10 protein-coding genes are annotated in these 14,051 nt (G+C 37.9%); all 10 read left to right on the top strand.

The window, feature by feature from the left end:
- Positions 1-25 precede the first annotated feature (25 nt).
- The 10 genes from MLOOGBEN_RS08730 to MLOOGBEN_RS08685 all read left to right on the top strand — a co-directional run bounded on the left by MLOOGBEN_RS08730 (position 26) and on the right by MLOOGBEN_RS08685 (position 13,993).
- Positions 26-2,749 carry a sensor histidine kinase gene (locus tag MLOOGBEN_RS08730; protein WP_179157864.1) on the top strand — a complete coding sequence of 908 codons (2,724 nt, stop codon included), beginning with the start codon at positions 26-28 and terminating at the stop codon, positions 2,747-2,749.
- Positions 2,750-3,064: 315 nt separating this feature from the next.
- Positions 3,065-4,765 (top strand): type 2 periplasmic-binding domain-containing protein, encoded by a 1,701-nt coding sequence (locus tag MLOOGBEN_RS08725; RefSeq protein ID WP_179157863.1) that lies wholly within the window; start codon positions 3,065-3,067, stop codon positions 4,763-4,765.
- Between the two features lie 252 nt (positions 4,766-5,017).
- Positions 5,018-5,968, top strand: a complete 951-nt coding sequence (locus MLOOGBEN_RS08720; protein ID WP_179157862.1) for an ABC transporter permease — start codon at positions 5,018-5,020, stop codon at positions 5,966-5,968.
- 15 nt (positions 5,969-5,983) lie between these two features.
- Positions 5,984-6,874 carry a carbohydrate ABC transporter permease gene (locus MLOOGBEN_RS08715; RefSeq protein ID WP_179157861.1) on the top strand — a complete coding sequence of 297 codons (891 nt, stop codon included), beginning with the start codon at positions 5,984-5,986 and terminating at the stop codon, positions 6,872-6,874.
- A 15-nt stretch (positions 6,875-6,889) separates the two neighbouring features.
- The gene (locus MLOOGBEN_RS08710) at positions 6,890-8,590 is read left to right on the top strand and encodes a type 2 periplasmic-binding domain-containing protein (protein ID WP_179157860.1); all 1,701 of its coding nucleotides are present in this window, start codon (positions 6,890-6,892) and stop codon (positions 8,588-8,590) included.
- 70 nt (positions 8,591-8,660) lie between these two features.
- The gene (locus MLOOGBEN_RS08705; protein ID WP_179157859.1) at positions 8,661-10,001 is read left to right on the top strand and encodes a sialidase family protein; all 1,341 of its coding nucleotides are present in this window, start codon (positions 8,661-8,663) and stop codon (positions 9,999-10,001) included.
- Between the two features lie 18 nt (positions 10,002-10,019).
- Positions 10,020-11,039, top strand: a complete 1,020-nt coding sequence (locus MLOOGBEN_RS08700; RefSeq protein ID WP_179157858.1) for an SGNH/GDSL hydrolase family protein — start codon at positions 10,020-10,022, stop codon at positions 11,037-11,039.
- A gap of 43 nt (positions 11,040-11,082) precedes the next feature.
- The gene (locus MLOOGBEN_RS08695; protein ID WP_218781106.1) at positions 11,083-11,715 is read left to right on the top strand and encodes a YesL family protein; all 633 of its coding nucleotides are present in this window, start codon (positions 11,083-11,085) and stop codon (positions 11,713-11,715) included.
- A gap of 96 nt (positions 11,716-11,811) precedes the next feature.
- A complete protein-coding gene (locus tag MLOOGBEN_RS08690) occupies positions 11,812-12,987 on the top strand; it encodes a Gfo/Idh/MocA family protein (protein WP_179157856.1) in 1,176 nt (391 codons plus the stop codon).
- A gap of 70 nt (positions 12,988-13,057) precedes the next feature.
- Complete coding sequence (locus MLOOGBEN_RS08685) at positions 13,058-13,993, top strand: dihydrodipicolinate synthase family protein (protein ID WP_179157855.1); 936 nt, start codon at positions 13,058-13,060, stop codon at positions 13,991-13,993.
- Positions 13,994-14,051 lie beyond the last annotated feature (58 nt).

Below are 14,051 nucleotides of genomic sequence, written 5' to 3'. Positions count from 1 at the left end.
ATGGGAGTTCTTCAGGAGGTACACCATGAGAAAGGATAAAAAGCTCCATTTTCACACCTTTTTATTAAGATTCAGTTTGGTTGCCGTACTGGTATTTCTTTTGCTGTTAAGTAGTTTTTATTTTATAAAAATAAAAAACTTTATTGAAGAAAAGAAAGAAACGTCGGTACAGTTACGAATGGATCAAATTTCTTCTGAGCTGCAAACGGAGTTTAACAAAATTTATGATACGACGAATAGTTTAAAAACAAACGAGATTGTGACTCGCTATATAGATGAATTGAGCGGCACAGAGATCAGTCCATCAGAGAAGTATTACCAGGCCGCGGGTCTTGAAGATTACTTGAATACAATCAGGCAGAATAACAAACTGATTAATAATATTCTGATTATTACACCGGAAACTCAATACAGTTCTGATCAAAGTTATATAGATTTCAGGTTTAATGGGATGAAAGTAAAAGCGGAAGTGGAAAGTAATTTTCACTTTATTAATTTAGACGAGGCAAGAAGTAAAATTGATCTGTCTTCCTCGGATAAGGGAATCCGAATGGAACAGTTAAATAACCAGTTGTTTTTTGGTACGAATATCATTTCTGCGGACGGGGTGCATAAAGGAGTCATTTTACTTTTTATCAATCCGAAAAATTTAGATGACTCGCTGTTTTATGCGGACCAAATTCGCTTATTTGATCAAAATGGCCGAGTATTTTTTAAAGGTGAAAAAGCAGCTGAGGTTATGCCTGTTAAACTTGAGACACTTAAGGATGGCAAAAAGGGACAATTCGTATCTTGGGGAAATACAGGACTCTATTATTCAAGTATCCCCTATTATAATTTTCAGCTTGTTTATGAAGAACCATTAGGTTTCTATAAAAAACAAATGGGGCTTATGTGGAAAATAATTGCCTTAACATTTGTTTTTTCGGCATTGGCAGCAATTATTTTTTCAAGATTAATCGGCAGAAAGGTGATACAGCCACTTTCTCAGTTAATAGAATCGATTAAGGAGTACGAAGAAAGCAGAGATTACAACAGTCTCCTACAGCAAAATAAAACGACTGGTATGAAAATGAGTTTACGAGAACGGTTCTTTTTTTACTTTGTGATAACGGTTTTGCTGCCTTTATTACTCTTTTTGGGGATCCTTTATGGACAAACTTCCAAGCTTGTTTCGGGGGATTTGCAGGAGAGCTATCATTCTGTACATGAAAAGATGGCTCGGTTGATGAATAACGAGATTAACCAACGAGAGCTGACGATGGCACGTATTGCGCATAATAACAATGTACAGCTTCACATTATGGAACATGACGCTGAAAAGATTGGTCAAGAATTAGTAGATAGAAGGCAATTCCTCGAACTAGGGCGGCAAAACATCAAAATTTATGATGAGTCTGGAAAAATATTGTATACAAACATGTACAATCAGCAGAAGGAAATAGCTTCTGAATTCATGAGAAATTTAGAAAGTTCAGGTAGGAAGATAAGTTATACACTGAAAAGGGACCGCTTTGATAATGTTACGATTGTGATAGGGATGCCGCTTTTTTCTCCGGTGGAATATTCAAAAATTATTGGCTATATAACCGTTGATATTGAAAACAATCAATTGGAAAAGTATTATTCTGATTGGCAAAAAACGGGTCTTGAAATGCTAATAGCGGATAAACGAAACATGATTCTTTCCCATCCGAATCCGCTTAAAATTGGTAAAGTTTTTGATAGTAATGAGAAAATGCTGCAAGATGATGGGTCTAATGTTCATGCTTATAGCACAGAAATTACTGGCCTGAACTGGGTATTTATTTCAAAATACAATTATTCTGATATTCAGAAGCAAGTCAATCAATTGTTTATCAGTGACCTCTATCTATTATTTTTCATCATCCTTATGTTGCTTGTTTTTGCCTATTGGATATCGAAGCGGATGCACAGGCCGATTGGACAGTTGAATGAGCTGGTTCGAACTTTTGATTTAAAGGGCTCTCATCGTGATGTAATTGAACGATTATCTGGGATTGAAGAAGTGGACTCCTTGACGAAAAACTTCAATCAAATGATGGAGAGAATAGAAGAATTAATCCATGAGAGGATTATAACGAATCAGGAACGAATTCAATTAAAATATGAAAAACGTGAGCTGCAGCTTAATGCACTTCAGTCGCAAATTAATCCTCACTTTTTATATAATACGCTCGATAATTTGATTTTTCTTGTCGAAGCCAATGAGACGGATAGAGCGACCGAAATGATTGCTTCCTTAAGCCGGTTTTTCCGATTTATCACAAATCGGGAACAATTTATGATTACACTGCGTGAAGAGCTTACGTATACGAAAACCTATGTCAAAATAATGTCCTACCGTTTTGATAATTTTGAATGCATTTGGGATGTAGATGAAAATGTATTGAATCATAAAACGGTTAAGCTGATTATGCAGCCGGTCATTGAAAATGCCATTCATCATGGTGCAAGGAAAACCAAGGACTTGGTAACAATTCATATTTCGTGCAAGCTGAAAGAGGATGAAATTCATATCGTTGTAGAGGATAATGCAGTTGGTATAGGAGAGAAAGACTTGTCAATTATAAAAAGTCACTTAGCTTCATCATCGCTGGATAAAGCTGGTATTTATAATGTGAACGGGAGAATACGGCTTCATTTCGGTGAGAAATATGGGCTTAGTATAGCAAGTGTACGTGGTGAGGGCACAAAAGTTACGATTGTTTTTCCGGCTGCTTTATAAATCTAATGTTTTAGAGGTTTACTTTAAGGAGATTCTTTCCTTTGGGGCAGCCTCTTTTTTGTGTGGTTAATGAAACTACAAAGTAGCTTTAAATAGTTTTACTTTACATTAAAAAATTTAAAGGAACTTAAAATAGTGCTATTTAATCTTAAGAAAGTATAACTTCCTTGAAGGAATCTATACTATTCTAAAAATAGAAAACGTTTTCAGTATATAAAAAAGAGGAGGATATTTTTACCTAGTTGGTTTAATCATCAGTGCGAACGCAAATATGTAAAGAAAAAGTGAACACGAATTGGTTAAGGGGGAGAAATATTGAAAAAGGGTTTGAAGGCACTTTCATTGGCAGCTGTTTCAAGTGCACTAATTTTTACAGGGGCATGTTCGAATAAGGAAGCAAGTAAAGAGGCAGAAAAGGTTGATTCCTCAAGCCTGCCTGAAGCGGGAGATTTTTCTAAAGAGCTTGAACTGAATCTTTCAGGCTCTGTGACAAGAGGTAAAGTTGAAGATGGAAACTATGTACAAAAACGTTTAGAAGAGCAGTTCAACATTAAGATTGTCAACACAAAAGCGGATACTTGGAATGCTGACCAAGTAAACTTAATGGTAGCCTCCGGGGATCTTCCTGATACATTTGCTTTTACAACAGGCGGTAAGACAGCGCAAGAATTATTTGATTCAGGCCTAACGAGAACAATACCGAAAGAAATGCTTGAAAAATATGCACCTCGATATATGAAGATGTTATCTGAAAATCCTCCAGGGCCAAGTATGAACCTGAAGCAGGGAACAGATAATGAATATTTACAATTAATCGGTCAATATGCTCATGTCGATGGCTTGGCTTGGGGCCCAACATTCCGGCTTGATTGGCTGGAGAAATTAGGCATTAAACCACCAGGAGAAATCAAACAAGTTGGACCAAGTGGCGGTCGTGAGAAAATTTACTTTACTGAAGGCGCCTATACACTTGAAGAAGTGGAAGAAATTTTTAAAGCGTTTACGTTTGATGACCCGGATGGAAATGGAAAGGATGATACGTATGGGATCTCTCCTTATAACAACCAAATCCACTGGTCAGCTACATTAATGGGTGCATTTGGAATTGCTCCTGGTTATAACTTTATCGAAGATGGAAAATTGGTTCAAACTGAGGTTTCAAAAGAATATAAAGATTTTCTAAAATTAATGGCAAAGTGGTATAAAATGGGATTGGTTGATCCTGAATTTACAACCCTTGACAATAATAAAAGCTGGGAGAAATACAAGCAAGGAAAAATAGGTTACTATATCGCACAGCCTTCCTATATTGCCATGGATGATTGGGCAAAAGGACGAGCACCACAAAACATCGTCGAAAGTCCGGATTCTACTGCAAAACTGCTTGCAACAGCACCAGAAATTGGCAAAGATGGACAGCAGGGTGAAGGAGCATATTTACCAGTTGGAAATTTAGCGGATGCATTCTATGTTTCGAAGGATGTAACGGATGAAGAATTGGCAAGAATCCTTCAAATCTTTGATTATATTAACTTTGATAATGAAGCAAGATGGACATTATATGGGGAAGTTGGTAAGCATTCTGATTGGGAAGGAACACCTGAAAAGTCAGCCCTTAAAGTTCGTCCAGAATTTGCAGAACAAGAAGGAAATTCCGGATTTTGGGCATATAATTTCCGAACGTATGATAAAGAAAGGGTACAATGGTTCCAATCTGAATATACAAATAAATTAAAGAGTGAGTACTATGCCCGTGAAGATGTGAAAGATAAGATGTTGATCCGTCCATATAAATGGGATATTTTAAACGAAACAAAAATTAAGGAACTCGAAAAGCGTTATAAAGGTCAAATGGATACCATTGTCGCTGAATTTAGAATGAAGGCGATTGTCGGCGAAGTTGACATCGATAAAGAGTGGGATAAATACGTTGAAAGTTGGATGAATAACGGTGGGAAAGAAATCCTGGATGAGTTAGAAAAAGCTCCTAAGGTTTCCGATTTATTAAAGCAATAAATAACTAGAACCACGTGGAGAAGCGCATGAAAAATTCATGTGCTTCTACTATTTTTACTTGTCTAGCTACTGCGCATAGGTACTGTAGCTTTTCTTATTGGCTCACTCCAGCCAATATTCAAAGCGCTTTCACTCTCCTTAAAATAGTGTTACTTTTCCTAAAGAATTTAAAACTATTAATTTAGGAATTATATTATTCTAATAATAGGAAACGTTTTCAAGAGTTTTTCAATAAAGAAGGGAGGAAATATAATGCAAACAACATTAGAGAGAATTAAGACAAAACCTGAGCGACAAGTAAATGAAAAATGGATCCGTGTGAAAAAAATGAAATCGCTTTACGTGATGATGCTTATTCCAATGGTGATGTTATTTATTTTTAATTATATCCCAATGTATGGGGTCATAATTGCCTTTAAAAACTTTTCACCAGGCTTAGGTATTATGGACAGTCCGTGGAATAATTTTGAACACTTTAAAAGGTTGTTCAGTGATTTCTTATTTTTAAGAGCATTTCAAAATACAGTGTTCATCAGTTTATTAAAAATTATCATTGTATTCCCGGCACCGATTATTTTTGCAATTCTATTAAATGAAATTAAAAGTGAGAAATTTAAAAAGGTGAGTCAGTCGATCTCCTATTTACCACATTTCATGTCCTGGGTTATTTTATCGGCAATGGTCATTGAAGTGTTTTCACCACAAAGAGGAATTGTTAACTATGTTATTACCCTTTTTGGAGGAGACCCAATTAATTTTATGTCGGACAAAACAGCCTTCATTCCAATTTTAATCCTAACCGATATGTGGAAAGAGCTTGGTTGGGGAGCCATTATCTATTTGGCAACAATTGCATCCATTGATCCAGGATTGTACGAAGCAGCTGAAATGGACGGGGCAGGCAGATTCCACAAAATGATCCATGTCACACTTCCATCGATTATGCCAATGGTCATCATCATGTTTATTCTTCGACTTGGAAGTGTATTGAACGCCGGTTTCGACCAGATTCTTAACTTGTACAACCCATTAGTATATGAAGTTGCTGACATAATTGATACGTATGTGTATCGAAGCGGTTTGGAACAATTCCAATTTGATTATGCAACAGCAGTAGGACTATTTAAAAACGTAGTCGGAATTACACTGATACTTACTGCAAATGCTATTATTCGAAGGAAAAGCGAACATGGAATATGGTAGAAAGGAGGATATAAAATGGAACTAAAAGCTCGTAAAAAAATCTCACTGTTTAATATTCTTAATATTACGGGGTTCGTACTATTTTCTATTCTTGTAATATACCCTTTTTGGCAAACAATCGTTTTATCGTTCTCTAGTGCTGAATCAGCATCAAGTCTTGGGGTGAATTTATGGCCTGATCAATGGATTACAGATGCCTATAAATATATGTTATCAAACGATAACATCGGGATTGCTTATTTAAATACAATCATACGTACTGTTGCCGGAACATTTTTAATTGTTACTTTTACGATATTGGCAGCGTACCCGCTTTCAAAAAAAGATCTGCCATATCGAAATGTCTTTACAATCTTTTTCTTGATTGCGATGTTCTTCTCTGGCGGTATGATTCCAGATTACTTATTAATTAAAAATCTTGGGTTAATCGACAATAGTCTAGCATTGATTCTACCTTCAGCAGTCAATGTATTCTTTATCATCATCATGCGTAACTACTTTATGACCATTGATAAGGGACTTGAAGAATCTGCACTGATTGATGGAGCGAATTATTTTATAATCTTGACAAAGATTATTATTCCGATATCCAAGCCTGTTATTGCAACCGTAGCACTTTGGGCAGCGGTTTACCACTGGAATGAATGGTTCCATGCCTTGGTATATATTCAAGATGATGCAAAAACAGTATTACAAATTGTGGTAAGAGACATGTTGACGGCAATGGATCTTTCCAATAACCAAAATGCCCAAGTCGGCGGCGGCGGTATGGCAAGTTCAGAATTGTTACTGAGCAACGTGCGTGCAGCAACAGTTATGATTTCGATTGGTCCAATCGTATTAATTTATCCGTTCGTCCAAAAATACTTTATAAAAGGTATTATGATTGGTTCATTAAAAGGATAATAGGAGGAATTATTAATGAAAAAGTTTGCAAAAACACTTTCCGTAGCAGCGGTTTCTGGCGCACTTCTTTTCACATCTGCATGCTCCAGTAAGGAAGCAAGTAAAGAAGAGAAAAAAGTTTCTGTAGAAAGCTTACCTGATGCCGGAGATTTCAAGGATCAGTTAACATTGAATCTTTCAGGATCTGTGACAAGAGGAAAGGTTGAAGATGGAAACTATGTGCAAAAGAAATTAGAAGAGCAATTTAATGTCAAAATTGAAAATACGAAAACGGATACTTGGAATGCTGACCAAGTCAACCTAATGGTTGCATCCGGGGATCTTCCTGATACATTTGCTTTTACGGCAGGCGGTAAGACAGCACAAGAATTATACGATTCTGGCTTAACAAGAACGATTCCAAAAGAAATGCTTGAAAAATATGCACCTCTATATATGAAGATGCTATCTGAAAATCCTTCTGGGGATAAGATGAACCTTAAAAAAGGAACAGACAATGAATACGTAGCATTAATTGGCCAATATGCGCATGTCGATGGTTTAGTTTGGGGGCCAACATTCCGTCTTGACTGGATGGAGAAATTAGGAATTAGGCCACCAGGTGAAATCAAGCAAGTAGGTCCAAGCGGCGGTCGTGAAAAAATCTACTATACTGATGGTGCTTACACAATTCAAGAAATGGAAGAGATTTTGAAAGCCTTTACGTTTGACGATCCTGATGGTAATGGCAAGGATGATACGTACGGAATTTCACCTTGGAATAATAATACGAACTGGGCACATACATTAATGGGTTCATTCGGAATTGCTCCTACGTTTAACTTAATGGAAGATGGAAAGCTCGTTTCAACGGAGATTTCACAAAACTATAAAGCATTCTTAAAACAAATGGCAAAATGGTATGACATGGGCCTAATTGACCCTGAATTTACTACTCTTGATGATAAAAAGAGCTGGGAAAAATACAAGCAAGGAAAAGTCGGATACTATGTAGCACAGCCTTCTTATATTGCAATGGATGACTGGGCAAAAGGACGTGCACCGCAAAACATCGTTGAAAATCCAGATTCTACTGCAAAATTACTTGCGACAGCACCGGAAATTGGCAAGGATGGACAACAAGGTGAAGGAGCATTTATTCCAGTTGGAAATTTAGCAGATGCCTTCTATGTTTCGAAAGATGTAACAGATGAAGAATTGGCGAGAATTCTGCAAATCTTTGATTATATTAACTTCGATAATGATGCAAGATGGACATTATATGGAGAGGTTGGCGTGCACTCTGACTGGGAAGGGGAACCAGAAAAGTCAGCTCTGAAAATACGTCCTGAATTTGCAGAGCAAGAAGGAAATTCTGGCTTCTGGGCTTATAACTTCCGTACGTATGATAAAGAAAGAGTAGGCTGGTTCCAATCTGAATATACAATGAAGGTAAAAAATGAATTATATGCCCGTGAAGATGTAAAAGAAAAAATGATGATTCGTCCATATAAATGGGATTTATTTAACGAAACAAATATTAAGGAACTTGAAAAGCGTTATAAAGGACAGCTTGATACAATCGTAGCCGAATTTAGAATGAAAGCGATCGTTGGCGAAGTTGATATCGACAAAGAATGGGATTCTTATGTTGAAAATTGGAAGAATAATGGTGGACAAGAAATCCTTGCTGAGTTGGAAAAAGCTCCAAAGGTATCCGATTTGTTAAAGCAATAATAAAAAAAATAAATGTGGGTGCTATGGTACCCACATTTATTTGGAATTACATGATTAGGAGGGAATAAATATGTCAACGATTCAAGCAGAAGCAATTTTTTATCCAAATCTTGCGGGTTCAAAGGCTTATCGAATCCCATCAATGATAACGACAACGAAGGGAACGGTTATTGCAGGAATTGATGCCAGAATTGTCGATCAAACAGACAATCCAAACCAAATCGATGCTTCCATCCGACGCAGTGACGACAATGGTGTGACGTGGGGACCTGTCCAAAAATTAGTCGCATTTGCAGGTGAAGGTTTAGACGGAGCTGCCGCAATTGATACGTCACTTGTACAAGATGAGGAAACAGGAACCATCTTTATGATCTATTGCCATTCACCAGGTGGAATTGGTCTATGGAATAGTGAACCGGGAATTGGTTTTGATACAGATGGACGCAGAAAATTATTTGATAACGAAGGAAATGTTTACTTTTTATCCCAATCAGGAAACGTTTATGATACAGAAAACAATGTAACGAGTTATACAGTTGACAACAATGGTTATGTTTTCAATGATGGTCAAGCTAAAGGAAATATTTATTTTAAAAAGGGAATTGACAAGAATGAAAGTTTACTAGAAGCAAGAACATGCTTTTTACAAATCATTCAAAGTGATGACGACGGACTTACTTGGTCCAAACCAAAAGAATTGAATGGTTCGGTTAAGGAAGAATGGATGAAGTTTATTGGATCTGGTCCGGGCTGCGGTATTCAACTGAAGCACGGAGAAAAGAAAGGTCGATTAGTGTTCCCAATCTATTTCTCCAATGAAGCGGGAGCTCTGTCTTGTGCTTGTATTTATAGCGATGATCACGGTGTTACGTGGCAGCGCGGTGAATCGCCAAATGACGGAAGGGAACTGGATGGTGAGGTTCTCTCTGCCGAAACGATTTCAGAAGGAAAACAATATTTGACGGAGTCCCAAGTCATTCAATTACCTTCAGGTGAATTGAAATACTATTTGCGAAACCACTATGGGCTGCAAAGAACCGCTGTTACAACTAGTACGGATGGCGGCGAAACATGGGGTGAAGTAACGTTTGATGAGACATTAATTGATCCAATTTGCCAATCAAGTGTTGTCCTTTATCCAGATTTAGGAGACGGAAAGGTACGGGTCTTATTCTCCAATCCTGCTGATGAAAAAACGAGAGTAAAAGGAACCGTTCGCTTGAGTGAAGATGGCGGTAAAACATGGCCATACAGTAAAGTTGTTGAGGAAGGCTACTATGGTTATTCCTGCTTAACGGTCCTTAAAAACGGTGAAATTGGTGTCCTGTATGAACGGGTGTATGATTACTCTGATTGGAATAACATGGACATTCAGTTTGCTAAGTTTTCGCTAGATTGGTTAAAGTCATAGTTAGGTACAATTGGAGGAATGAACGTGCAGCAGGTACCATTATCTGAAAAGTTTTTTCATGGAGCTGTTTCATTGGAAATAACGAAAGAGTATATGAAGCCTTGGAGAATCCCTTTCGACAAGAAGGAGTTTTTCCCTCCCAATGGCATTAGCGGTCAAGCGGAGCTGCCGGCAGGTGTTCGGATTAAACTTCGAAGCAATACCCAATCCATAAAGATTGAAATTGCAGAAGCAACGGAATTCATGGAGATGGATTGTTTGATTGACGGTACTCTAGTAAAAACTGTCTACCTTTCAGCAGGGGAAACAATGGTTTCATTTGATTCCCTTCCTGGTCAATCAAAGTTGTTTGAAATCTATTTATCCCAGAGATTGCCTGTCCCGATTTCAGGAATTTGGATTGATGAAGGAGCAGAGTGGGAATTAGTCGAAGATTCCCGTTTACGCTGGATCACGTATGGAAGTTCTATCACTCATTGCTATTATTCAGATAGTCCTTCACAAACGTGGCCGGCACTAGCTGCTAATAAGATGGATTTAAATCTTACATCTCTTGGATATAGCGGAAATTGCCATCTAGAGCCGATGGTAGCTAGAATGATTCGAGATCTGCCGGCTGATTTTATTTCGATATGTGCAGGAATCAATATTGTAGGTGGAAATACATTATCGGAAAGAACCTTTTCGCCTGCATTAATTGGATTTATCCAAACGATTCGTGATGTACACAAGGATGTGCCACTGGTGGTGATTTCTCCTATTTTTCACAGGGAGAGAGAAAAAAACGAAAATGAAGTTGGGTTGTCACTGGAAAAAGTGAGAACTGAAATCGTTCAAGTCATTGATATGCTAAAGCGTCATGGTGATCAAAACGTCTATTATATAGACGGACTTGAAATGTTTGGAGAAGAGTTTGAAAAATATTTGCCTGATGGGCTGCATCCAAATGGAGAAGGCGATAAAATCATCGCTGATCGTTTTCAACAGTTGATCGAAGCGAATGCAGCAATCACCAGCAAGAAAGAAGTACCAAGTTAATTTAAATCTAAAAAGAGGTGGGAATATGTTTCATGCTGGCTACATGGAGAAGTTAAACACAATCATGGAATGGATAATGAGGTTCTTTGTCCTTCAATTAATATGGATATTATTCTGTCTTGTGGGTCTGGTTATTGGAGGCATATTCCCGGCAACCTTTTCGATGTTTGCTATTTGCCGAAAATGGCTCAATAAACAAACGGAGTTTCCTATTTTTCGAACATTCTGGGATATGTACCGTAAAGGCTTTCTAAAGACCAATTTACTAGGTTGGGTTACCACGTTAACGGGCTTGAGTCTCTATTATTATTTCCAACTGTTCAAAGGGGGAGAGGGAATGATAGATCTTGTATTACTCATTGCCGTGTGGATTGTAGGCATCCTTTATTTGATGACTGCCCTGCTTATTATTCCAGTCTATGTTCATTTTGACATCAAACTGATTAATGTTGTTAAGTATGCACTAATCATTGCTATATCAAATCCATTTCATTGTCTAAGTATGGCTGCGCTTATTGCAGGCTTCTGCATGGTGATGGTTCTGGTTCCAGCACTTATTCCGTTTTTTAGTTTCAGTGTACTGGCGTTTGGACTAATGTGGATGGCGAAATCGGCCTTTACGAGACTGGAACAAAAGGTTTCAAAATTAGAAAAGATAAATAATGGCTTAGTATAAGGCTGTTTTCGTAATGATTAAAATTTTGTTCCAAAAAAGCAACAAAGTTTAAGAAAAGAGCTTATTATAAAAACTTGATCTAAAAAGGTGGATATCATGACACAGTTAAGAATCGGTGTAATTGGTACAGGCTTAAGGAGTACGATTGCGAAATATTGGCATAACCCTGAGGGGAATTCAGTTGTTGTTGGCGCAGCAGATGTGTCTGTGAAAGCACTGGAAAAATTTAAAAATGAGATTGATCAAGATTTATTTGTAACGACCGATTATAAAGAACTGCTTGAAAGGGCAGACATCGATGCCGTTGCGATTTTATCGCCTGATTACTTACACGAAGAACATGCAGCAGCAGCATTACAGGCAGGAAAGCATGTATATTGTGAAAAGCCTTTGGCCATTACCCCTGAGGGCTGCGACAGAATTATCGATGAAGCAGAAAAATCAGGAAAACATTTAATGATCGGTTTTAATATGCGCTATATGAGCATGTACCAAACCATGAAAGAAATCATTGATTCCGGTGTCATTGGCGATATTAAAGCTGTATGGGTCAGACATTTTGTCGGGCTTGGAGGCTATTATTATTACCATGATTGGCACGGTACTGCAGCAAATACAACATCATTATTGTTACAAAAGGCCTCTCATGATATTGATGTGATTCATTGGCTGACAGGCAGTTATGCAACAAAAGTCTCTGCATTTGGCAGTCTTGATTATTATGGCGGCGATCAGCCGAATGACCTGCATTGCCCGGATTGCGAAATCAAAGATACTTGTTCGGATGTTAGTTTACAAACATTAACACAGTGTGCCTTCAGACAAGAAGTTGATGTAGAAGATAATAATATGCTGATTATGGAATTAGAAGGCGGTATTAAGGCTTCTTATATGCAATGTCATTTTACACCTGACTATTCACGGAATTATACCTTTATTGGAACAAAAGGCCGTCTCGAAAATGATGATGTGAATGACAAGATCTACGTAAAAACGAGAAAATCTGGGTCGTGGCAGGAAATGAGTGATATCACGTATGAAATGAAGAAAATGCCTGGGACTCATGGCGGAGCAGACCCACGCATCTGTCAGGACTTTGTGAATTTAGTTTTATATAATAAACAGCCTTTAACAACGCATTTTGCCGGCCGTATGAGTGTAGCCGTTGGCTGTGCAGCAACGGAATCGATTCGCTCAGGAGGGAAAGTTGTCCAGATTGAGCAAGGAAGACATAAACCAAATCAATCAAGTTTAGAGCAAATATATTCGTAGAATAATAGATAAATTTTCAGAAGTACAAATACTAGTTTTACTATAAAAAGTCCAAAAAGGGGATACCAACATGAAGGCTTGGGATTTAGATCAATTTAAAGGTGTATTTGTTGCGATGTATTCGGCCTATGATGAGGCAGGCGAGGTTTGTGAGGAACGAGTGAAAAAGCTTGCTCGTTCTTATGTAAATAGCGGAGTAACAGGTTTATATGTAGGAGGAAGCTCTGGTGAGGGGATCCTGCAAACAGCGGAAGAAAGAAAGAAAGTAGTAGAAGCTGTTACAGAGGAGGTTGGCAGAGAGCTAACGATTATCGTCCATGTCGGGGCAAACTCTACAAAAGAAAGCAAGGAGCTAGCCATTCACGCAGAAAAATGCGGTGCCCATGCGATCTCAGCCGTTCCAGCAATCTATTACCGTTTATCTGAGCAATCGGTTGAAAAGCATTGGCAGGAAATGATTGACAGCACCTCCTTGCCATTTATTATTTACAACATCCCACAAACAACAGGATTTAACTTGACTCAATCTCTATTTCAAAAAATGGCTGCCCAAGAAAAAGTAATCGGGATTAAAATGTCTGGAGAAAGTGTTTTTGACTTACAACAATTTAAAGCGAATGCAGGAAAGGAATTCCTCGTTTATAACGGACCGGATGAGCAATTCTTAGGCGGCAGGATTATGGGTGCAGATGGCGGCATTGGCGGAACATACGGAGTTATGCCGGAACTATTCTGTTCACTCGACAAATTGTACCGCGCCAATGAAATCAAAAAGGCACAGCAATTACAATTTGAAATTAATAGCGTGATTAAAAAGCTATTAAGCTATCCATCTTTATACGGTGCTTGTAAGTATATTTTATCCTTACGAAATATTGAAACGGGTGCCCCAAGGCTTCCTTTATTACCAGTAGCTCAGCAGGATCATGCTTCCTTGTCAGAGTTAAATGATCATATCCAGCAATTGATAAGCACCTATACAAAAGAAGTGGAAAAAGTATCTTAATAGCGCCTTCTTTTTACACCTGTCCTTCATAAGCTTTATGAAGGACAAAATACTTTAA

It is taken from the genome of Bacillus sp. EB106-08-02-XG196 (assembly GCF_013396335.1).
GTDB lineage: Bacteria > Bacillota > Bacilli > Bacillales > Cytobacillaceae > Neobacillus.
This window is presented reverse-complemented; position numbering and strand designations above follow the sequence as displayed.